We start from the raw sequence: 22,212 nt of genomic DNA, 5'->3' as shown, positions 1-22,212 counted from the left end.
AGGAGGCGACGTGATTGAGTTCGGGATTCTGGGTCCGCTGGTCATTTATCGGGACGGCGTTCCGGTTGTGCTCAGGGCCCCCATGTTGCGCCGTCTGTTGGCCGTGCTGCTGAGTCAGGGAGGGCACCGGCTCTCGCTGGACGAACTGGCGGAGGCCCTCTGGGAGGGCGCGCCGCCGGACGGGGCCCGCAGCACCCTGCAGGTGTACGTCCACCGGCTGCGGAAGGTGCTGGACGACAGCGGCCGTCTGGTGCGGGACGGCCCGGGATATCGCATGGAGTTGTGTAGTGCGGAGGTCGACGCGAAGAGGTTCGAGACGACGGTCGTCCTCGCGCGCAGGGCACGGAGCCGGAGCGAGCTCCAGCAGGCCTCCGAAATGTACTGCCACGCCCTGGGGCTGTGGCGGGGAAGACCGTATTCGGATATTCCCAACAGTGGTGTGGTGGCGAACGAGATTCGGCGGCTGGAGGAACTCAGGCTGTTGACCAACCAGGAAAGGATCGAGATCGACCTCGACCGTGGGCACCACGCCCGTCTGGTGCCCGAACTCACCGAGCTCGCCGCCCTGCACCCGTATCGGGAGAGACTGCTCGCCCTGTTGATGCTCGCGCTCTACAGGTCGGGCCGCCAGGCCGAGGCACTGGGGATCTATCGGGGAACCCGGCTCCGCCTCGCCCACGAGCTCGGTGTGGAGCCCACCATGCCCCTGCGGCGACTCCACGAGGCGATCCTGCGGGCCGACGGTCAGCTCCTGCGGATCACCGCCGACGACCTGGACACACAGTGGGAACCGAGCGCCGCGTAGGAGGGTTCCCTCGGAGGGTCGTCCCGGATCACCTCCGCGAGCAGACCTGACCAGCCACACGACACCGCCACGGGGACACGGGTCCGCCTCCGCGACGGACACCGTGTCCCCGGCGGCGGTACGCCGACCGAGGCCCACGGGCACGGGCACGGGCCCGTGGCGCCGGGCACGACGCACCGAGGGGTGCCGGAGCCCGCCGCTGGGTAGGGTTCGACCATGGCCAGAACGTACAGTGACGCCCTGTTGGCCGACGGCCCGCTCCTTTTCGTCTCCGGTCAGGTCCCGGTGGCCCCCGACGGTGACGTCGCGGGCGACGCGGGCGGACAGACCCGGCAGATCTTCCGCAACATGGAGGCCGTGCTGGCTCGGCACGGGGCCGACCTGACCCACGTGGTGAAGCTGACCTACTACCTCCGCCACATCACCGACCTCGACGAGTTCCGCTCCGCCCTCCTGGACTCCCTGCCCGGAGACCACCGGCCCGCGGCCACGCTGGTCGAGGTGAGCGGTCTGGTGGACCCGCGCTTCCACGTGGAGATCGACGCCGTCGCCTGCCTGCCCCGGGAGCGCGCGTGACCGCCGGCCCGCTGGAGGGCTTCGCCGCCCACCTGTCCGGCGAACTGGGCCGCTCCCCGCACACCGTGCGCGGCTACCTGGCCGACCTCACCTCCCTTCTGGAGCACCTCGACGCGTGCGGCCACGGCCCGGCCGACCTCGACGTCCCCCTGATCCGCGCCTGGCTCTCCCATGCCCGATCCGCCGGAGCCAGCCGGTCCACCATCGCCCGACGGGTGGCGGCGGTCCGCGCCCTCACCCGCTACCTGCACCGCGAGGGGGTCCTGGCCACCGACCCCGGCCCCCGCCTGGCCACCCCCCGCCAACAGCGCTCCCTGCCCACCGTCCTGGACGAGGAGCAGGCGGCCTCCGCCCTGGAGGGCCTCGCTCCCACCACCCCGGTCGAGCTGCGCCGCCACGCGGTGGTGGAACTGCTCTACGCCACCGGCATCCGGGTGGCCGAACTCTGCGCACTGGACCTGGCCGACCTCGACCGCGCCCGGAACACCGTCCGGGTGCTGGGCAAGGGCGACAAGGAGCGCACGGTCCCGGTGGGAGCCCCGGCCCTGGACGCCGTGGACGCCTGGACCACCCGGGGACGTCCCGAATTCGTGTCCCCGACCCCCACCGGAGCCCTCCTCCTGGGCGCCCGGGGTGGCCGCCTGGGCGTCCGCCAGGCCCGTGAGGACGTCCACGCCCACCTGCGCGCCGCCGGGGTGGACTCCGCCCCGCACGGGCTGCGCCACACCGCCGCCACCCACCTCCTCAACGGCGGAGCCGACCTGCGCAGCGTCCAGGAGTTCCTCGGCCACTCCAGCCCGCGCAGCACGCAGATCTACACCCACGTCTCCGTGGAGCGCCTGCGCACCGCCTACCAACAGGCCCACCCCCGCGCCTGAGCGCGCACGGCACCGAACCGGGGGCGGGGCGCGCCTCCACCTGGCACCGCTGCGACTTCCGTACGCAGGGAAGCCACTCCGTCCGCCATGGTTCCTGCTCGGGGTTTCCCCGACTGGGGTGACGGGTCCCGCCAGGTGCTGGCCGCACCGGTGCGCGGCCCCGGTGGTCGGTCCGCGACAGTGAGTCCCCTCCGTCCGCCATGGTTCCTGCGCTGGGCCCCGATCTGGGGCGTTCCCTGCCAGGTGGTCCGCTTCGGTGCGGCCTCGGTGGTCTGGTCGCGGCGGCTGAGAGCGGAGGCCCCTGCGCATGGTTCCTGCTCGGGGCTTCCCGGTCGGGGTGACGGGTCCGTGCCTGACGGCCGCTTCGGTGTGGCCCCGGTGATCGGGACAGGGGACCTGCGGGCTCCCGGGGGCCTGGCCGGGGCAGTGGCCCGGCCGCTGGCCCGCACCCAGTTCGACCCCCGCCGCCCGGTGGAGGGGCAGCAGGCGGATCCCGCCTCGGCCCAGGAGGCCGAGGGGGTCCAGGTAGTCGGAGGCGCGGAGCAGACCCCAGTGGAGGCAGGGACGGTCCGGACAGTGCCGGGGCTCGGCGGACAGCGTGCCCAGGGGACCGTCGCCCACCGGGTCGCCCCGGGCGACGGTGGCGTCCACAGGGAGGTAGGTGGTGCGCAGGTCCCCGTGGGAGACGCTCACCACTCCCACCCCCGCGATCCGGCCGGCGTAGTGCACCACACCAGGGCCCGCCGGGTGGATCGGCTGCCCCGGTTCGGCGGCCAGGTCCACGCCCCGGTGCCCGGGAAGCCAGGGCCGTTCGGGCGGGTCGAAGCCGCGCAGGACCTCGGCGGGAGGGTCCACCGGCCAGCGCCAGGAGGGCGTGGCCCGGTGGGAGAGGACGGGCAGAATCAGGAGGGAGAGCGAGAGGAGGACGTGCCAGAGGCGGCGAGGACACATGCTTCCAGCGTGCGCTCGGCGGTCCGGATCCGCCACCGCTGATCGGGATCTGTGGACAACTCCCCGGAGGCCGGGGAACCGCCCCCGAAGAGGCGTCGGCGCCCGAGCGATCTGCCTGGGCACGGAGCTGTTCCGGGGTGTGCCCGGCGGAGGATAGAATCGTCTGTGGTCCGCTGGACCAACCAACAATACGCACGCCCACCCGCCTCCTCCGGGAGGGGCCGCACCCACGGTCCACACCGCTTCGGCGGGGTGGCGGTACGGCCGGGGCGTCAGGATCAACCGACGGCGGAGCATCCCTCCGCCACCGCAAGGAGGACCAGGTCATGGCCACAGTCGTGACGATTCGCCAGCTCCTGGAGAGCGGCGTCCACTTCGGGCACCAGACCCGTCGCTGGAACCCCAAGATGAAGCGCTTCATCTTCACCGAGCGCAACGGCATCTACATCATCGACCTCCAGAAGTCGCTGGCGTACATCGACCGTGCCTACGAGTTCGTCAAGCAGACGGTCGCCCACGGTGGCACCATCCTGTTCGTCGGCACGAAGAAGCAGGCGCAGGAGGCCATCGACGAGCAGGCCCGCCGCGTCGGCATGCCCTTCGTCAACCAGCGCTGGCTGGGCGGCATGCTCACCAACTTCTCCACCGTGCACAAGCGGCTCCAGCGTCTCAAGGAGCTGGAGGAGATCGACTTCGACGACGTCGCCGGCTCCGCGCTCACCAAGAAGGAGCTGCTGAACCTTCGCCGTGAGAAGGACAAGCTGGAGCGCACCCTCGGTGGTATCCGCGACATGTCCCGCGTGCCCAGCGCCGTGTGGATCGTGGACACCAAGAAGGAGCACATCGCGATCAGCGAGGCTCGCAAGCTGAACATCCCGGTCGTCGCGATCCTCGACACCAACTGCGACCCGGACGAGGTCGACTACCCGATCCCGGGTAACGACGACGCCATCCGCAGCGTCAGCCTCCTCACCCGCGTCGTCGCCGACGCCGTCGCCGACGGTCTGCTGGTCCGCTCCGGTGCCTCCGGCGCGACCGAGGAGAAGGCCGCCGAGGAGCCCCTGGCCGAGTGGGAGCGCGAGCTCCTCGAGGGCAAGAGCGAGACGGCCGCCGCCGAGGCCGCCGCCGAGCAGGCCCCGGCCGAGACCCCGACCGTCGCCCCGGCCGACGAGGTCGCCGCCGAGGCTCCGGCCGAGGTCACCTCCGAGGACTCCCCGGTGGACGCCCCCGAGCAGGCCCCCGCTGAGGACAAGACCGCCGAGTAGTCAGCGGTCCCTTCCGGGGACACCGTCTCCCGTGCGCCGCCTCGCCCCTCGTGGGCGGGGCGGCCCGTGCGGTGCTCACCCGGTCACTTCCAGATCCGACTTCACTCCAAGGGAATCCGAGAACAGGCATGGCGAACTTCACCGCCGCGGACGTCAAGAAGCTGCGCGACGCGACCGGCGCCGGCATGATGGACTGCAAGAAGGCCCTGACCGAGGCCGACGGCGACTACGACAAGGCCGTCGAGGCCCTGCGCATCAAGGGCGCCAAGTCCGTCGACAAGCGCGCCGACCGCACCGCCGCCCAGGGCATGGTCGTCCTCAAGCAGGAGAGCGAGGGTAAGGCCACCCTCATCGAGCTCAACTGCGAGACCGACTTCGTCGCCAAGAACGCCGGTTTCATCGAGCTGGCCAACCAGGTCGCGGACTTCGTCGCCGCCCAGGACGGCGACGACATCGCCGCCATCGCCGCCGCCGAGATCGAGCCGGGCAAGAGCCTCCAGGCGTACATCGAGGGCAAGAGCGCGATCATCGGGGAGAAGCTCGAGTTCCGCCGCATCGCGAAGTTCGACGGCGCCTACGTCGCGAGCTACCTGCACAAGTCCGACCCGGACCTGCCCCCGAGCATGGGCGTCCTGGTCGAGCTGGACAAGAAGGACGAAGAGGTCGGCAAGGACCTCGCCCAGCAGATCGCCGCGCTGGCCCCGCAGTACGTCAGCAAGGACGAGGTCCCCGCCGAGGTCGTCGCCAACGAGCGCCGCATCGCCGAGGAGACCACCCGCGAGGAGGGCAAGCCCGAGCAGGCGATCCCCAAGATCGTGGAGGGCCGCCTCAACGGTTACTTCAAGGACGTGACGCTGCTCGGCCAGCCGTTCGTCAAGGAGAACAAGAAGTCGGTCCAGAAGGTCGTCGACGAGGCCGGGGTCACCGTCAAGCGCTTCGTTCGCTTCAAGGTCGGCCAGGCCTAGGGAGTTGTCCGGTGGAGCGTTCCGAGAAGGCGTCCACCGCACACACCCTGGGGTTTTGACATGATGGAGGTGCCGGGGAGACTTCTCTCCCCGGCACCTTCTGGTGGATATGGGTGGATTTGGGGCGACCTTCGCCCCCGCCGCCCGCAGCAGGAGCACTCGGGGGACCCTGTGCCACTCGGGGAGAACAAGGGAGGCCACAGGCCGTGTCGGAGAACGAAGCGATGACCACCGAACCCGCCATGCACGACTCCGGTTGGAAACGTGTGATGCTCAAGCTCTCGGGGGAGGCGTTCGCCGGAGGTGGCGGTCTCGGCATCGAGCCCGAGGTCGTCCAGTACGTGGCGGAGTCCATCGCGGAGGCGGTCTCCGAGGGCATCCAGGTCGCCGTCGTCGTCGGTGGCGGCAACATGTTCCGCGGCGCGCAGCTCACCGAGGGCGGGATCGAGCGCGGCCGCGCCGACTACATGGGGATGCTCGGCACCGTCATCAACTGCCTCGCCCTCCAGGACTTCCTGGAGCGTCTGGGTGTGGACACCCGCGTACAGACCGCGATCCACATGAGCCAGGTCGCCGAGGCCTACATTCCGCGCCGCGCCATCCGCCACCTGGAGAAGGGCCGCGTGGTCATCTTCGGTGCCGGTCTCGGCGCGCCGTTCTTCTCCACCGACACCACCGCCGCCCAGCGCGCGCTGGAGATCGGCGCCCAGGCGGTCCTCAAGGGCACCCAGGTCGACGGGGTCTACGACTCCGACCCGCAGCGCAACCCGGACGCGGTCAAGTTCGACAAGCTCAACTACAACGAGGTCCTCACCCGCGGCCTCAAGGTCATGGACGCCACGGCCGTCAGCCTGTGCATGGACAACGGGCTGCCCATCGTCGTCTTCGACCTCATGAGCCAGGGCAACATCCTGCGCGCCGTCCGCGGTGAGAAGATCGGCACCATCGTCGGCCCCGTCTCCGCCTAGCGGACGGTCGGCCGCGAACACAAGCCACGAACACCCAGCCGAGAACCCGGGAGCGTCCACAATGACCGAAGAAACCCTCCTTGAGGCCGAGGAGAAGATGGAGAAGGCCGTGGCCGTGGCGAAGGAGGACTTCTCCACGATCCGGACCGGCCGTCCCACCCCGGCCACCTTCAACAAGATCACCGTCGACTACTACGGTGCCCGCACGCCGATCAACCAGCTGGCGTCCTTCTCGGTGCCCGAGCCGCGGATGGTCGTCATCTCCCCGTTCGACGTGAACGCGCGGACCGAGATCATCAACGCGATCCGCAACAGCGACCTCGGCGTCAACCCCTCGGACGACGGCCAGGTCATCCGCGTGGTGTTCCCGGACCTGTCCGAGGAGCGCCGCAAGGAGTACGTGAAGGTCGCGCGCACCAAGGCCGAGGACAGCAAGGTCTCGATCCGCAACGTGCGCCGTCGTGCCAAGGACAGCTTCGAGAAGGCCGTCAAGGCCGGCGACCTCGGTGAGGACGAGGCGCACCGCGCCCAGGCCGAGCTGGACGAGCTCTCCCAGAAGTACGTCGCCGCCATCGACGAGCTGTTGAAGCACAAGGAATCTGATCTTCTCGAGGTTTAGCCGGTGAGCACACCTTCCAAGGGTTCCGGAGGCGATGACCACTCACCGGAGCACAGACCCGACGACATTCCCCCGTCCGGGGCGGACGACCCCGCCTCGGACACGGCCGCCGGGCAGCGCTTCGTGCTGCACAAGCCGGGGGGTGAACCGGTCAGGACCGGTCGCAACCTCCCGGTGGCCATCGCCAGCGGGTGCGCCCTGGGCGCGCTCGTGTTCTTCTCGGTCTTCCCGTGGCCGCAGCTGTTCACGATCATCACCTCGCTGGGGGTGCTGATCGGCCTGCGCGAGCTCAACCGGGCCTTCGGCGGCAAGGGCATGACCCTGGCCGTGGTCCCGTTGGCCGTGGGCGGGGTGGCCATGCAGGCCGGAGCCTACTTCGGTGGCGCGGACTGGTTGGCGGGCATCGCCGCCCTCACGGCGATCGCCTGCCTGGCCTGGCGGCTGAGGGGCGGGGCCGAGGGGTTCGTCGCCGACGCGTCGGCGAACCTGTTCGTCCTGGTGTACCTGCCGTTCATGCTGGCCACGTGGATGCTGCTCATCGCGCATCCCGAGGACGGCCAGTACCGGCTCGTGGTGTTCATCCTCGTGACGATCTCCAGCGACATCGGCGGGTACTTCGCCGGGATCCTGCTGGGGCGGCACAAGATGGCGCCGGTCATCAGCCCGAACAAGACCTGGGAGGGTTTCGGCGGCTCCGTGGTGGGCTGCGCGGTGGCGGGCGCGCTGTGCGTGACCCTCCTGCTGGGCGGCCCCTGGTGGGTCGGTGTGGTCCTGGGCCTGGCCGTGGTCCTGGCGGCCACGGTCGGTGACCTCATCGAGTCGCTCTTCAAGCGCGACCTCGGTGTCAAGGACATGGGCCGGTTCATGCCGGGCCACGGCGGTCTGATGGACCGCATCGACTCGCTGCTCATCGCGGGTCCGGTGGTCTGGATCGTGCTGAGCCTCCTCCTCCCGTAGCGAACGGGTCGGGCCCCCGACCTCGTGGCACCCAGTGACGGACCGGGCGCGACGAGATCGGGGGCCTTCGTCGTGCCCGGGGGCGACGAAGGGGTGCCGGGTGGATACGCTCGACGGGTGGATGAACCTCTGATCGAACGCATGCGCCAGTACGGTGAGACGATCTTCGCCGAGATGACGCGCCTGGCCGTGGAGACCGAGTCCGTGAACCTCGGACAGGGTTTCCCCGACACCGACGGACCGCGCTCCCTCCTGGAGGGCGCCTCCCGCAACATCTTGGCGGGGGTGAACCAGTACCCGCCGGGGCCGGGCCGCCCGGAGCTGCGCGACGCCGTGAGCCGCTACCGTGCCCGTCACTACGGCCTGGAGTTCGACCCCGAGGCCGAGGTGTACGTGACGGTCGGCGCGACGGCCGGGATCGCCGCCTCGATGCTGGCGCTGGTGGAGGCCGGGGACGAGGTGATCGTCTTCGAGCCGATGTACGACTCCTACGCCGCGACGATCTCCCTCGCCGGAGGGGTGCGGCGCCCGGTGACGCTGCGCCGCGAGTCGCTGAGCGGCCGTTTCACGTTCGACCCCGCCGAGCTCCGCGCGGCGGTGACCCCGCGCACCAGGCTGATCATGGTCAACAGCCCGCACAACCCCACCGGCACGGTGTTCACGCCCGCCGAGCTGGAGGAGATCGCCGCGGTCTGCCGTGAGAACGACCTCATCGCGGTCACCGACGAGGTGTACGAGTTCCTCACCTTCGACGACCGTCGACACGTGCCGTTGGCCACGATGCCGGGCATGCGCGAGCGGACCCTGTCCATCTCCTCGGTGGGCAAGACGTTCGCCGTCACCGCGTGGAAGACCGGCTGGGTCACCGGCCCCGAACCCCTCGTCCGCGCCGTGCGCACGGTCAACCAGTTCCTCACCTTCTCCGCCAACGGCGCGCTCCAGCTGGCCATCGCCGACGCCCTCGACAACGAGGGGGAGTGGATCGAACGGCAGCGGCTCGCGCTCCAGGGCAAGCGGGACCGGCTCGCGGAGGGCCTGACCCGGGCCGGGTTCGAGGTGAACGTCTGTGAGGGCACCTACTTCCTGATGACGGACATCCGCCCGCTCGGGTACGCGGACGGCGTGGACGTCGCCCGGGCACTGCCCCGTCAGGCGGGGGTGGCGGCGGTCCCCGCCAAGGTGTTCTACGACCGGCAGGACGAGGGGCGGCACCTGCTGCGCTTCGCCTTCTGCAAGAAGGACGAGGTGCTGGACGAGGCGGTCCGGCGCCTGGCCTCCTGGCACGGCTGGGTGAACTGAGCCCGACGGGCGCCGCCCCTCCGGTCCGCGTCGACTGGGCCGGAGGGCGCGGGGAGGTCCCGGGCCGGGCGGTTCAGAGGGCGGGGGATCTCCTTCCGTCCCGGGCGTCCATGATCTCGATGAGGCGTTCCTCGGCGTCCGGGCCGGGAGCGACTCGGGGGAGGCGCCACATGAGGACGGCGCCGCCGATCCACCAGGCCAGGACCATGACCCACTCGTGGGGCCAGCCCAGGGCGGCGGGCATGCCGGGCAGGTAGAGCAGGAAGAGGCCGAAGGCCAGCACGAAGGCGGTGACGCCCACGGGGGTCCCCGCACGGACCCGGAACGGGCGCTCCATCTCCGGTTCGCGGCGGCGCAGCACCAGGAAGCACAGCACCACCGTCAGGTAGGCGATGACGATGTTCAGCCCGCCGGCGTTGACCAGCCACACGAGCATCGGGCGGCCGAAGAGCGGGGCCAGGACCGAGAGCGCTCCGATGAACAGCACCGCGTTGGCGGGGGTGCGGAAGCGCGGGTGCAGCTCCCCGAACCAGGAGGGGAGCATCCGCGACCGGGCCATGGCGTAGATGAGGCGGCTGCCCCCGATGAGGAAGGCGTTCCAGCTGGTGAGCAGCCCGGCCACGCCGCCCAGGACCAGGAGGTTGCCCATGGCGGCGCTGTTCCACATGGCGGCCATGGAGTCGGCCGAGGCGAGCTCGGAGCCCAGGAGGTCGGCGGCGGGCATCCCGGCGCCGGCGGTCAGCATCACCATCACGTACCAGGCGGTGGCGCAGAAGACCGAGACCACCAGGAGCGAGCCGACCAGGCGGTGGGGCAGCCTGATCTCCGAGGCGGACTGGGGGATGACGTCGAAGCCCACGAACAGGAACGGGACAGCGACCAGCACCACGAACATCCCGGACACCCCGCCGGTGAAGAGGGGTTCCATGTTCGCGGTGGAGCCGCCCACGAAGGCGCCGGTGAGCATCGCCGCGCCCGCCGCGAGCAGGAACAGGACGGTGACGCCCTGGAAGACGCTGGCCGGTCGGATCCCGACGTAGTTGAGGGCCGTCATGGCCACGGCGCTCAGCACCCCGATGGCGACGAGGCTGGCGTGGACGTCGTACCCGGCGATCGTCCACAGGTGGCCGACCTCGATGTCCGGGAAGAGGTAGACGAGGGTCTGGGGGACGGCGACCGCCTCGAAGGCGACCACCGAGACGTATCCCAGGACCATGGCCCAGGAGGCGACGAAGGCGCCCTTGGGACCGATCGCGCGCATGGCGTAGTGGTGCTCACCGCCCGCGTGCGGCATGGCGGAGACCAGCTCGGCGTAGGTGAGGCCGACGAAGGCCATCACCACGCCGCCGATGACGAAGGCCAGGGCGGCGCCGCCGCTGCCCGCCGCGTCGACGAAGTCGCCGGTGAGGACGATCCAGCCGAAGCCGATCATCGCGCCGAAGGCCAGGGCGAGGACGTCGGTCCTGCCCAGAACCCTGACGAAACCCGGACTCGTGTTGGACATGGGGGGCTCCCAACGGTCGTGCCTGTGTCGGGGGACACATGTGTGGGGGACAAGAGAACACGTGGCGGTCCCCACGGGAAGTGCCGTGCTGGCCAGGTGGCTCGGCGGGGTTGTACAGACTGGCTGGTGGTGGGTTGACGGGACCTGTGTCGGGCGGGGCAGGACTTCCAGTAGAACCGGAATCCGGGGCACACGAAAGCCCCGGGGCGCTGCCTGTGGACAACTCCCCGGGGCACGTGGCCCTACGGTCGGGTCAGCGCTGGGGCTCGAACCAGACCGCGCCCAGCGGCGGCAGGGTGATCTCGGCGGAGAAGGGCTGACCGTGCCACTCCTGGGGCTGGGCCTCGACGGACGTGGGCGCCTCGTGGCCCGAACCCCCGAAGCGCGGCTCGTCGGAGTTGAGCACCGACGTCCAGCGGCCCTCGGAGGGCAGGCCCACGCGCCAGTTCGTGCGGGGCACCGGCGAGAAGTTCACCGCGCACGCCAGCACGGAGCCGTCCTCGCCGTGGCGCAGGTAGCTCAGCGTGTTGCCCTCGTGGTCACCGCCGTCCAGCCAGCGGAAGCCCGCCGGGTCCGTGTCCAGGGACCACAGCGCCGGGCGCGGCCGGTAGGCGTGGTTGAGCGCCCTGACCAGCTTCTGCGCCCCCGCGTGGTGCTCGAACTGGAGCAGCCACCACGGCACCCCCTCCTCGTGGGACCACTCGTCTCCCTGGGCGATCTCGCCGCCCATGAACAGCAGCTGCTTGCCCGGGTGGGACCACATGAACGCGAGCAGCGCCCGCAGCGTCGCGGCCCGCTGCCACTCGTCGCCGGGCGGCTTGTTGAACAGCGCCTGCTTGCCGTGCACCACCTCGTCGTGCGACAGCGGGAGCACGTAGTTCTCGCTGTAGGCGTAGACCATCGAGAAGGTGATGTCGTCGTGGTGGTACTTCCGGTGGATCGGCTCCTTCTTCACGTACTCCAGTGAGTCGTGCATCCAGCCCATGTTCCACTTCAGCCCGAACCCGAGCCCGCCCTGGTCCACCGGCCGCGTCACGCCGGTGTAGGCCGTGGACTCCTCCGCGATCATCGCCACGTTCGGGTTGCGCCGGTAGACCGTGCTGTTGAGCTCCTTGAGGAAGTCGATCGCCTCCAGGTTCTCCCGGCCGCCGAACGCGTTCGGCTCCCACTGTCCGGAGTCCCTGGAGTAGTCGAGGTAGATCATCGACGCCACCGCGTCCACCCGGAGGCCGTCGACGTGGAACTCCTCCAGCCAGTACAGGGCGTTGGCGACGAGGAAGTTGCGCACCTCGGTCCGCCCGTAGTTGAAGATCAGCGTCCCCCAGTCGGGGTGCTCGCCGCGCCGGGGGTCCGGGTGCTCGTAGAGGGCCGAGCCGTCGAACCGGGCCAGCGCCCACTCGTCCTTGGGGAAGTGCGCGGGCACCCAGTCCAGGAACACCCCGACCCCGGCCCGGTGCAGCGAGTCCACCAGGTGCCGGAACTCGTCGGGGCTCCCGAAACGCGGCGTCGGCGCGTAGTACGACGTGACCTGGTAGCCCCACGACCCGTCGAAGGGGTGCCCCGCCACCGGCAGGAACTCCACGTGGGTGAAGCCGAGGTCGACGACGTACTCCACCAGCTGCTCGGCCAGCTCCCGGTAGTCCAGCCCCGGCCGCCAGGAGCCCAGGTGTACCTCGTACACGCTCATCGGGGCGCGGTGCGGCTCCACGCCCTTGCGCTCGGCCATCCACTGCTCGTCGGTCCACACGTGCTCGGAGGTGGTGACCACCGACGCCGTCGCCGGGGGCACCTGGGTGCGGCGCGCCATGGGGTCGGCCTTGTCCCGCCAGTGCCCGTCGGCACCCAGGACCTGGAACTTGTACAGGTCGCCGTCGCCCATCCCCGGCACGAACAGCTCCCACACGCCGTTGGCGCCCAGGCTGCGCATGGGGTGCGCGGTCCCGTCCCAGTAGTTGACGTCCCCGATCACCCGCACGCCGCGCGCGTCCGGAGCCCAGACGGCGAAGCGCGTGCCCGGGACCTCGCCCATCGGGCTCTCGACGGTGGTCGTGTGCGCGCCGAGCGCCCGCCACAGCTCCTCGTGGCGGCCCTCACCGATCAGGTGCAGGTCGAGCTCGCCCAGGGTGGGGCCCACCCGGTAGGCGTCGGCCTCCACCCGTTCGGGGCCGCCCTCCTCGTAGCGCACGGCGATCCGGTAGTCGGCGGTGCGGGCGGGGAGCCGGGCGGAGAAGACCCCTCGGTGGCGGTGCGTGAGCCCGACCCTGGAGCCGTCGGGCAGGACGGCGTCCACCTCGACCGCTCCGGGACGCAGGACCCGCAGGTCACGGCCGTGCAGGCCGAGAACGGAGTGCGGGTCGTGGTGCCAGCCGTCCACGACCCGGTCGAGTTCGGCGGCCAGTTCGGCGGAGAGCGCGGCGGGTGTGCGGGTTCGCCCGGCCGCGGGCTTCTTCGCACCCTTCCCCGCCGAGCCCTTCCCTGCCGCACCCTTCGCCGTCGTGCCCTTCCCTGCCGCACCCTTCGCCGTGGTGCCCCTTCCGGCCGCACCCTTCGCGGTGGTCTTCTTCTCGGTGCCCCCCGAGGCCGATCCCTTCCGGGCCGCCGGAACCTTCTTCTCCGCGGGCTTCGCCTTCGTGCTCCGCGCCGCCGTCTCCTTCTTCGCGGCCGACGCCTTCGCCTTCGTGCTCCTGGACGCCGTGCCCTTCGCCCCCGTGCTCGGGGAGGCGGACTTCTCCGGCGTCTCCACCGGCTGCTCGTCGGCTGTCGCGGGTTTCCTGGTCGTACGCGGTGACAATTCGACTCCGTGATGACTCGTGATGGTCGGATGGCGGGAGGCGGTGAAGCGATGGTTCGATCGGGAAAGCGGAAGGGCGGCAGCCGTGCTCGCACGGCCGCCGCCCCGGTGGTCAGCCGGGCACCCGTGGCGCCCCGGCCGCGGCGGCGATGGACTCCAGCGGCACCCGGAGCCAGTTCGGCCGGTTCCGGGCCTCGTACAGGACCTCGTAGACGGCCTTGTCGAACTCGAAGGCCCGCAACACGGTGAGGTGCTTCTCCGGGTCGGCGCCGCCCCCCTCGGCGTAGCCCCGGCAGAAGGCCTCCCTGTTGCGCCGCGCCCAGTCACGCGCGGCCCACGCGAGATCGGGGTCGTCGTCCTGTTCGACCAGCAGGAATCCGGCCGCGTAGTCGAAGGAGCGCAGCATCCCGGCCACGTCCCGCAGAGGACTGGACAGCCGCTGCCGCTCGCGCACCGGCACGGTCGGCTCACCCTCGAAGTCGAGCAGGACCCACCCCGAAGCGGGCCGGATGACCTGCCCCAGGTGATAGTCGCCGTGCACGCGCTGGATCGGCAGCGGTTCGTCCAACCCGGCGAAGTCCGCGTAGGCCTCCATCACCCGGGGAGCGTGCTCCGCCAGCTCGGGGACCTCCGCGCTGGCCATGGCCAGGCGCTCCACCATGGCGTCGGCCAACTCGCCCGCCGCGCTCGGTGACAGCACGTCGGTCGGCAGCGCCGAGGCCAGGGAACTGTGCACCGCCGCCGTCGTCCGTCCCAGCCGGGCGGACTCGTCGCCGAAGTCGGCCTCCGTGCCGTCCAGCAGCGTGCGGACGTTGGCCGTGGCCATCACCCACCCGTCCGTGGCGTCCGGGACGAAGGTCTGGAGCAGGGCGAGCGTGGTCGGGGTCGAGTGGCCGGACAGGTCCGCCTCGATCCACCCGCACGGGCGCGCCACGTACGGCGAGCCGGACAGCGCCATGTTGAGTTCCAGGTCCGGGTTGCGGCCCGGCCAGAGTCTGCGGAAGGTCTTGAGGACGTAGTCCCGCCCGTACACCAGGGAGGTGTTGGACTGTTCCCCGGTGAGCAGCCGCCCCGGGCCGATGGCCTCCACCGTGGTGCCCGGCAGGGTACGGAACCGCACCCGGCCGCGTCGCTCCGCGTCCCCGCCACGGGTGAACCGCTCCAGTAGCAGCGCCGTGAGCTGCGGGTCGTGCGCGGCGTCGTACACCACCCGTGGGCGGCTGCCCGAGACCTGGCACACGCCGATGGCGGCGCGGGCCAGGTCGGGCGGCAGGGACCGGGGCGGGCGCGAGCCGAGCAGCACCTGGTAGCGGGAGCTGAGGCCGCGCTGGCCCGCCTGCACGACGAGGACGTTCAGGTCGGGTCCGCCGGGACCGGCCGAGACCAGGGTGTACCTGCTCTCGATCCGGACCCGCTGGATCGGGATCCCCTTACCGGAGAACCATCGTTGCCGGGGAAGCCACACCGCCAGGAGTTCTTCTAGCTGCGACATCTCAGTAGGGCCCGTGTCCCTTCCCGCCACCGTCCCCGGGCCGCGCGCCGGACGCGGCGTTGGACGCGGCTCGGTGGCCGGTGTCGAAGGCGTCCCGCGCGCTGACCCCCGCCGAGGGCAGCCCGTAGGTGGGGGCGCCCTCGTGGCCACCGGCGTCCGTTTCGGCGGCGTGCTCGGCCGGAAGCTGGAACCAGTAGAAGCCGTGGCCGGGGAGGGTGAGCAGGTACGGCAGCTCGCCGATCTCCGGGAAGCTCACCCCGCCCACGCACTCGACGGGGCTCACCCCGGCGTAGCGGGACAGGTCGAGCTCCACGGGCTGCGGGTGCCGCGACAGGTTGTTCACGCACAGCATGCGGTCGTCGCCGTGCTCCCGGATGAACGCCAGCACGCTGGGGTTGGTGGCGTTCAGTTCCGTGAACTCCCCGGTGCCGAACACGGGGTGGCGCTTGCGGATCTGGATCATCCGGCGCGTCCAGTTCAGCAGCGACCCCGGGTTCACGCGCTGGGACTCCACGTTGACCGCCTGGTAGCCGTAGACCGGGTCCATGATCATCGGGAGGTACAGGCGCGCGGGGTCGCTCCGGGAGAACCCGGCGTTGAGGTCGGAGTTCCACTGCATGGGAGTGCGAACGGCGTCCCGGTCGCCCAGCCAGATGTTGTCGCCCATCCCGATCTCGTCGCCGTAGTACAGGACCGGCGACCCGGGCAGGGAGAGCAGCAGCGCGGTGAAGAGCTGGATCTGGTTGCGGTCGTTGTCGAGCAGGGGCGCGAGCCGCCGACGGATCCCCACGTTCGCGCGCATGCGGGGTTCCTTGGCGTACTCGGAGTACATGTAGTCGCGCTCCTCGTCGGTGACCATCTCCAGGGTCAGCTCGTCGTGGTTGCGCAGGAAGATCGCCCACTGGCAGTTGCGGGGGATCTCCGGGGTCTGGGCGAGGATCTCCGAGATCGGGAACCGCTGCTCCTGACGCACCGCCATGAACATGCGCGGCATCAGCGGGAAGTGGAAGTTCATGTGGCACTCGTCGCCGCCGGACTCGAAGTCACCGAAGTAGTCGACGACCTCCGACGGCCACTGGTTGGCCTCGCTCAACAGCACGCGGTCCGGGTACAGGCGGTCCACCTCGGCGCGCACCCGCTTGAGGAACTCGTGGGTCTCCTTGAGGTTCTCGCAGTTGGTGCCCTCGCGCTCGTACAGGTACGGAACGGCGTCCAGACGGAACCCGTCGATGCCCAGGTCCAGCCAGTAACGCAGGACCTCCAGGATCGCCTCCTGGACCGCCGGGTTCTCGAAGTTGAGGTCGGGCTGGTGCGAGAAGAAGCGGTGCCAGTAGTACTGGCCCCGGACCTCGTCGTAGGTCCAGTTGGAGGTCTCGGTGTCGACGAAGATGATCCGGGCCTCGTCGTAGGGCTCGTCGGTGTCCGACCACACGTAGAAGTCGCCGTAGGGGCCCTCCGGGTCCTCCCGCGACGCCCGGAACCAGGGGTGCTGGTCGCTGGTGTGGTTCATGACCAGGTCGGTGATGACCCGGATGCCGCGACGGTGCGCCTCGTCCAGGAGCTCCACGAAGTCGGCGGTGGTGCCGAACTCGGGGAGGATCTTGAAGTAGTCCGAGATGTCGTATCCGCCGTCCCGCAGCGGGGACTCGTACATCGGCAGCAGCCACATGCAGTCGATGCCCAGCCACTGGAGGTAGTCCAGCTTCCGCACGAGCCCGGAGAGGTCACCGGTGCCGTCTCCGTTGGAGTCGAAGAACCCGCGTGCGAGCACCTCGTAGAAGACGGCGTGCTTGAACCAGTGGGGATCACTGGTGCCGCCCGTGGACATGAGCGGGCCGGTGGCGGCCCCGGTGGCCGGGGCGAGCGGACCGTGTTCGGCGTGCTCGTGGGCGACGGGTCCGGACTCGTCGTTGCTCATCTACTGCTCCCACCAAGAATGTTCGACGTCGGATCAACAGGCGTTTCGCGCGATGGAGGGGGCGGCATCCGGTCCGGGTGCCCGCCCGCCTCGCCAGGGCCCGTCATCTGCCGTGGACGGTGAACACGTGCGCTGGCCCGGTCCCCGGGTCGAGCCGGACGTAGTTGTCCGCTCGCCAGGTGTACGTGCGGCCGGTCAGTTCGTCGGTCACCCTGAGGTCCTCCTCCCACGTGCGGCCGATCGACGGCAGGTCCAGGTGCACCGTCGCCTCACGGGCGTGGTGCGGGTCGAGGTTGACGACGGCGATCACGACGTCGTCGGGCTCACCGGGGGCGCCGGGCCGGTGCTTGGAGAAACACACCAGTTCGGGGCGGTCCACGTGGTGGAAGCGCAGGTTGCGCAGCTCGCGTAGCGCGGGATGGGCGCGGCGCAGCGCGTTCAGCCGGGTGATCAGCGGGGCGATGGTGTCCCCGGAGCTGTCGGCGGCGGCCCAGTCGCGCGGCCGGTACTGGAACTTCTCCGAGTCCAGGTACTCCTCGCTGCCGGGCGCGGCGGGGGTGTTCTCGCACAGCTCGAAGCCCGAGTAGATCCCCCAGGTGGGCGAGAGGAGCGCGGCGAGCACCGCGCGCGCCTCGAAGGCGGGGCGGCCGCCCTCCTGGAGGTAGGCGTTGAGGATGTCCGGGGTGTTGGTGAAGAGGTTGGGGCGCAGGTAGTGCGCCGTCTCCTGGCTGAGCTCGGTGAGGTAGTCGGTGAGCTCGTCCTTGCCGTTGCGCCAGGTGAAGTACGTGTACGACTGGTGGAAGCCGACCTTGGCCAGGGTGCGCATCATCGCGGGGCGGGTGAAGGCCTCCGCGAGGAAGAGCACGTCCGGGTCGCGCCGGGCGACGTCGGCCAGCAGCCGCTCCCAGAAGGCGACCGGCTTGGTGTGCGGGTTGTCGACGCGGAAGATCCGCACGCCGTGGTCGATCCAGTGCCGGACCACCCGCAGGCACTCCTCGTAGAGGCCCTGGAAGTCGTGGTCGAAGCAGAGCGGGTAGATGTCCTGGTACTTCTTCGGCGGGTTCTCGGCGTAGGCGATGGACCCGTCCGCGCGTCGGCTGAACCACTCCGGGTGCTCGGCCACCCAGGGGTGGTCGGGGGAGCACTGGAGGGCCAGGTCGAGGGCGATCTCCAGGTCGTGCTCCCGGGCCTCGGCCACGAAGGCGTCGAAGTCGGCCAGGGTGCCCAGGTCCGGGTGGACGGCGTCGTGGCCGCCGTCGGCGGAGCCGATCGCCCACACCGAGCCGGGGTCGCCCGGTCCGGCCTGGAGGGTGTTGTTGCGGCCCTTGCGGTGGGCGTCCCCGACGGGGTGGATCGGCGGAAGGTAGACGACGTCGAAGCCCATGTCCGCGATGGCGGGCAGGCGCTTGGCGGCGGTGGCGAAGGTGCCGGAGACCTCCTGGCCGGGCGCGGCGTCGACCTGAGCGCCCTCCGAGCGGGGGAAGAACTCGTACCAGGAGCCGAAGAGGGCGCGTTCGCGGTGGACGACGACCTTGGTGCGCCGGGAACGGGTGACCAGTTCGCGCAGGGGGTTGCGCTCCATCTCCGTGAGGACCTCGTCGGTGACGGCGGCGCCGAAACGCTCCATCGGGGTCCGGGCGGGGTCGCGCAGCGTCCTTGCGGCTCGGGTCAGGGCGGGGGTGCGGGGGGTGCGCCGACCGGCCCGGGCCAGGAGGCGGGCGCCCTCCTCCAGGACCAGTGCGGTGTCGGTGTCCAGGGGGAGCTTCACACGCGCGACGTGGAGCCAGGTGGCGAAGGGGTCGCTCCACGACTCGACCGAGAAGGACCAGTCGCCCTCTCCGGGGAGGCTGATCTCGGCCTCGTAGCGGTCGGTGCCGGGGGCCCGCTCGCGCATGGGGACCAGCGCCTCGCGGCGGCCCCGGGGGGAGTGGACGACCACGCCTGCGGAGAGGGAGTCGTGCCCCTCACGGATCACGGTGGCGGACACGGTGAAGCGCTCGCCGGGAACGGCTTTCACCGGCCCCAGGTCGTTGTCTGGAGAGATGTCGAGGATGGGCAGTCGTCCGATCACTGGCTACACCGTAATTGTCGTGGTTCGGGCGTTATGGGATGGCGCGTACAAGGGTCCGCGCAGAAATAACCGGGAGTTAATCCAAGGAAAGACGGAGTTAACGAAGACTCGGTTCGGAAACTGTCCGGATTGCGGCTTCGGTGCCCTCCGCTGTCTATCGTCGGCCCTCTAGTGGGGTTTGGCAGAGTGTCGAGGCCGCAGTATTAATGTGATCCTCGCCACACTAGGCGAGGGCGCCAAGACCTGGTATTTGCCGCGATTCACCTCGGCGAACCTCGCATCGCGGGCATACGGCAACAAGCGATTCAGGCGCCTCTGTGGTTGTTTTCGTATTCCCCGTCATGAAAATTCGGAAAATTCAGGTCACATGTTGGTGGAGGGGTCGTGATGGGTAGGGCTGTTCAAATGCAGGGAAGGGTGGCGGGGCTGCATTCCGGACATTCACTTGTGCCCGACGAGTCTCACGGGAATCATTCGCCCCATATCCGGACGGCCCGTCTCTGAACTCCGGGAGTTCGGCGTCGAATCGTCTTGATGTCGAGTAAAGAGAGTGCTGGTTTCGGATGTTCTATCCGAATCCGTGCGACATGAACGATCTGTCAGCTTTGCCGTGGATTGATGAAGGTTTTCGCTAACACGCCTGATTTGACGGACCTCCCTTTGCGTAGCGCCTGCGAGTGTGGGCGTCGCAGTGTTCGTGTCGCGCGGCGAGCGGACAGCACACGGCCGTAGGGGGGCGACGTGGCGGAGTCGAACCAGGGAGGTCCGTTCCTGGAGGCGATCCGGGGGTTCCTGAAGCATGACCAGCCGCAGGACCGGCGTGAGGCCCTGCTCAGGCTCTCCGGGCTCGGGGCCGTCGCCGGGTTGCTGTCAGCGGCCCTGGTCATGCCCTGGGTCGGCGGGGTCGGCCTGGTCGCGAGGGACGCGGCCGCCGGGTTCATGTCCCTGCCCGCCGACCTGGACGTGCCCAGCCTGTCCTCCACGGTCCTGCTCACCGCCGACGACGGGACGCCCTTCGCGGAGGTCTCCGAGCGCGAACGCCGCGTGGTGGACCTCGACGACATCAGCCCGTGGGTGGGAACGGCCCTCATGGCGATCGAGGACGACCGTTTCTACGAGCACAAGGGCCTGGACCTGCGCGGTGTGATCCGCGCCGCCGCGCGTACGGCCCAGGGCGACACCCAGGGCGGTTCGACCATCACCCAGCAGTACGTCAAGAACCTCCTCATCGAGACCGCCGACACCGAGGAGGAGGTCGACGGCGCCAGCGCACAGAACCTGGGCCGCAAGCTCACCGAACTGCGCTACGCCATCGACGTCGAGGAACGCCTCACCAAGGACGAGATCCTGGAGGGGTACCTGAACCTGTCCTACTTCGGCGCGGGCGCGCACGGGATCGAGGTCGCCGCGCAGCGGTACTTCTCCGTCCCCGCCGCCGACCTCGACGCCGGGCAGGCCGCCATGCTGGCCGGTCTGGTGCGCGCACCCTCCTTCTACGACCCGCTCAACAACCCCGACGAGGCGCTCGAACGCCGCGACCTCGTGCTGGACCGGATGGTGGCCACCGACGTCCTCGGCGCGGACGAGGCCGAGGCCCACAAGAAGAAGGGCCTGGGGATCGACCCCAGTCCGCGCGGCGGCAGCTGCTCGGAGAGCGACTACCCGTTCTTCTGCGACTACACGATGCGCTGGCTGCGTGCCTCCGACCTGATCGGGGACACCGTCGAGAAGCGTGAGCAGCGCATCACCCAGGGCGGGCTGATCGTGCGGACCACACTCGACACCGCCGCTCAGGACGCCGCCCAGGACGCCGTCGACAAGCGGGTCCCGCACGAGGACTCCACGAAGTTCGCCGCCCAGGCCATGGTCGAGCCCGGCTCCGGCCGTGTGCGCGCCCTCGTGCAGAACCTGCGGTACGGCTTCGACGACGAACAGGTCGGGACGACCTCCCTCAACCTCGCCGTGGACCAGGAGGACGGGGGCTCCCTGGGGTACCAGGCCGGGTCCACCTTCAAGACGTACACGCTGGCGGCGGCCCTGGAGAAGGGCCTGGGGTACGGGACCAGCTTCTCCTCGCCCAAGAACCTGTCCCTGAGCGGGATGTCCGACTGTGAGGGCACCAGGATGTCCTCGTGGAGCATCCGCAACGCCGGGGAGAGCGACGACGGCAGCCACAACATGATCAGCGCGACCAAGGGGTCGGTGAACACCTACTTCGCCCAGCTCCAGAAGCGCGTCGGCCTGTGCGAGACCTCGGAGATGGCGGAGAAGGCCGGGGTGCACCGCGCGGACGGCAGCGACCTCGGGGTGTGGAGCTCCTTCACGCTCGGGGACCAGGAGGTGTCCCCGCTGACCGTCGCCTCCTCCTACGCGACCTTCGCCGCGAGGGGCGAGTACTGCGAGCCGCGCCCGGTGCGCATGGTGACCGAGGAGGGCACCGGCGAGGAGCTCAAGACGACCTCGGAGTGCGAGCGCACGGTCAAGCAGGACGCCGCCGACGGCGTCAACCACCTGCTCCAGCAGACCTTCGACGGGGGTACGGCCAACGGGCTGGACCTGGGGCGTCCGGCCGCGGGCAAGACCGGGACCACCGACGGGGCCGCCTACGCCTGGTTCGCCGGGTACACGCCGAACCTCTCCTCGGCCGTGGTCGTGGGCGACGTGCGCGGCGGTGAGGAGAACCCGCTCCAGGGCGTGACGATCGGCGGGCAGCACTTCGAGATCGTCTACGGGGGCACCCTGCCCGGCCCGATCTGGCAGGAGAGCATGCGCGGCGCCACCAAGCACCTGCCCTCGGACGCGTTCGCGGGGTCGCCGGGCGCCTTCGGCGACCCGAAGACCGAGCCTCCCGAGCAGCGGGGCGGTGACGACGACGATGACGACGAGGGCGGGAGCGACACGGACGCCGAGGACGCGGAGGATCTCGCGGACGGCACCGGCGGAGGCGGGACCGGCGAAGGCGGCACGGGAGACGACGGGGGCACCTAGACGCCTTCGGAAGCAGCCCCCCGGTCCGGTGACCACGGGAGACCGTCGCGAGGCGGACCGGCCGCCGGGCCGGGAGGCGGGCCGCCGTTCCGATCCGGACCGTCACCCGGTTCTCACCTTCCGTGGTCTGGACCTTGACAGGTCTAGACCACTCTTGCTTAGGTG

The 22,212-nt window shown here is 70.3% G+C and carries 16 protein-coding genes and 1 pseudogene; 11 read left to right on the top strand and 6 right to left on the bottom strand.

The features are described from left to right. Positions 1-10: 10 nt before the first annotated feature. The 3 genes from ACRWK8_RS03370 (at position 11) to ACRWK8_RS03360 (ending at position 2,259) form a co-directional block, all read left to right on the top strand. Complete coding sequence (locus ACRWK8_RS03370) at positions 11-805, top strand: AfsR/SARP family transcriptional regulator (RefSeq protein ID WP_378740811.1); 795 nt, start codon at positions 11-13, stop codon at positions 803-805. Positions 806-1,021: 216 nt separating this feature from the next. Next, positions 1,022-1,381, top strand: a complete 360-nt coding sequence (locus ACRWK8_RS03365; protein ID WP_378740808.1) for a RidA family protein — start codon at positions 1,022-1,024, stop codon at positions 1,379-1,381. Then, entirely contained in the window at positions 1,378-2,259 is an 882-nt protein-coding gene (locus ACRWK8_RS03360; RefSeq protein ID WP_431868245.1) for a tyrosine recombinase XerC, read from the top strand. Before ACRWK8_RS03365 ends, ACRWK8_RS03360 begins: the two co-directional genes overlap by 4 nt. A gap of 576 nt (positions 2,260-2,835) precedes the next feature. Here ACRWK8_RS03360 and ACRWK8_RS03355 read toward each other — a convergent pair. Next, positions 2,836-3,210, bottom strand: a pseudogene (locus ACRWK8_RS03355) (peptidoglycan DD-metalloendopeptidase family protein); the annotation flags it as partial. 326 nt (positions 3,211-3,536) lie between these two features. On the opposite strand from ACRWK8_RS03355, the gene rpsB reads away from it, so the two are divergent. From rpsB to ACRWK8_RS03325, 6 genes are all read left to right on the top strand, one after another. Then, entirely contained in the window at positions 3,537-4,475 is a 939-nt protein-coding gene (rpsB, locus tag ACRWK8_RS03350) for a 30S ribosomal protein S2 (protein ID WP_378740803.1), read from the top strand. 128 nt (positions 4,476-4,603) lie between these two features. Beyond that, the gene (gene tsf / locus ACRWK8_RS03345; protein ID WP_378740801.1) at positions 4,604-5,440 is read left to right on the top strand and encodes a translation elongation factor Ts; all 837 of its coding nucleotides are present in this window, start codon (positions 4,604-4,606) and stop codon (positions 5,438-5,440) included. A gap of 224 nt (positions 5,441-5,664) precedes the next feature. Continuing rightward, complete coding sequence (gene pyrH / locus ACRWK8_RS03340; protein ID WP_040694415.1) at positions 5,665-6,408, top strand: UMP kinase; 744 nt, start codon at positions 5,665-5,667, stop codon at positions 6,406-6,408. Between the two features lie 61 nt (positions 6,409-6,469). Continuing rightward, positions 6,470-7,027: a ribosome recycling factor gene (frr, locus tag ACRWK8_RS03335; RefSeq protein ID WP_352388485.1), complete on the top strand. Its 558-nt coding sequence runs from the start codon at positions 6,470-6,472 to the stop codon at positions 7,025-7,027. Between the two features lie 3 nt (positions 7,028-7,030). Continuing rightward, a complete protein-coding gene (locus ACRWK8_RS03330; RefSeq protein WP_378740798.1) occupies positions 7,031-7,984 on the top strand; it encodes a phosphatidate cytidylyltransferase in 954 nt (317 codons plus the stop codon). Between the two features lie 117 nt (positions 7,985-8,101). Continuing rightward, on the top strand, positions 8,102-9,283 hold the full coding sequence (locus tag ACRWK8_RS03325) for a pyridoxal phosphate-dependent aminotransferase (RefSeq protein WP_431868242.1): 1,182 nt from the start codon (positions 8,102-8,104) through the stop codon (positions 9,281-9,283). A gap of 73 nt (positions 9,284-9,356) precedes the next feature. Here ACRWK8_RS03325 and ACRWK8_RS03320 read toward each other — a convergent pair whose 3' ends face one another. Then, positions 9,357-10,787, bottom strand: a complete 1,431-nt coding sequence (locus tag ACRWK8_RS03320) for an APC family permease (RefSeq protein WP_378740794.1) — start codon at positions 10,785-10,787, stop codon at positions 9,357-9,359. 253 nt (positions 10,788-11,040) lie between these two features. After that, on the bottom strand, positions 11,041-13,185 hold the full coding sequence (glgB, locus tag ACRWK8_RS03315; protein WP_378741039.1) for a 1,4-alpha-glucan branching protein GlgB: 2,145 nt from the start codon (positions 13,183-13,185) through the stop codon (positions 11,041-11,043). A 97-nt stretch (positions 13,186-13,282) separates the two neighbouring features. On the opposite strand from glgB, the gene ACRWK8_RS03310 reads away from it, so the two are divergent. After that, positions 13,283-13,591, top strand: a complete 309-nt coding sequence (locus ACRWK8_RS03310) for a hypothetical protein (protein ID WP_431868283.1) — start codon at positions 13,283-13,285, stop codon at positions 13,589-13,591. 99 nt (positions 13,592-13,690) lie between these two features. Here the strand turns inward: ACRWK8_RS03310 and ACRWK8_RS03305 are convergent, their stop codons facing one another. The 3 genes from ACRWK8_RS03305 to ACRWK8_RS03295 all read right to left on the bottom strand — a co-directional run bounded on the left by ACRWK8_RS03305 (position 13,691) and on the right by ACRWK8_RS03295 (position 19,059). Beyond that, positions 13,691-15,070 (bottom strand): maltokinase N-terminal cap-like domain-containing protein, encoded by a 1,380-nt coding sequence (locus tag ACRWK8_RS03305; RefSeq protein ID WP_431868239.1) that lies wholly within the window; start codon positions 15,068-15,070, stop codon positions 13,691-13,693. Between the two features lies 1 nt (position 15,071). Next, the gene (gene treS, locus ACRWK8_RS03300; RefSeq protein WP_431868237.1) at positions 15,072-16,988 is read right to left on the bottom strand and encodes a maltose alpha-D-glucosyltransferase; all 1,917 of its coding nucleotides are present in this window, start codon (positions 16,986-16,988) and stop codon (positions 15,072-15,074) included. A 103-nt stretch (positions 16,989-17,091) separates the two neighbouring features. Then, complete coding sequence (locus ACRWK8_RS03295; RefSeq protein ID WP_431868235.1) at positions 17,092-19,059, bottom strand: alpha-1,4-glucan--maltose-1-phosphate maltosyltransferase; 1,968 nt, start codon at positions 19,057-19,059, stop codon at positions 17,092-17,094. A gap of 741 nt (positions 19,060-19,800) precedes the next feature. Between ACRWK8_RS03295 and ACRWK8_RS03290 the strand changes: the two genes are divergently transcribed. After that, the gene (locus ACRWK8_RS03290) at positions 19,801-22,047 is read left to right on the top strand and encodes a transglycosylase domain-containing protein (RefSeq protein ID WP_431868233.1); all 2,247 of its coding nucleotides are present in this window, start codon (positions 19,801-19,803) and stop codon (positions 22,045-22,047) included. Positions 22,048-22,212 lie beyond the last annotated feature (165 nt).

This window comes from Nocardiopsis eucommiae, assembly GCF_965344335.1.
Lineage (GTDB): Bacteria > Actinomycetota > Actinomycetes > Streptosporangiales > Streptosporangiaceae > Nocardiopsis > Nocardiopsis eucommiae.
Note: the sequence above shows the minus strand (reverse complement) of the source record. Positions and strands in the feature narration are given on the sequence as shown.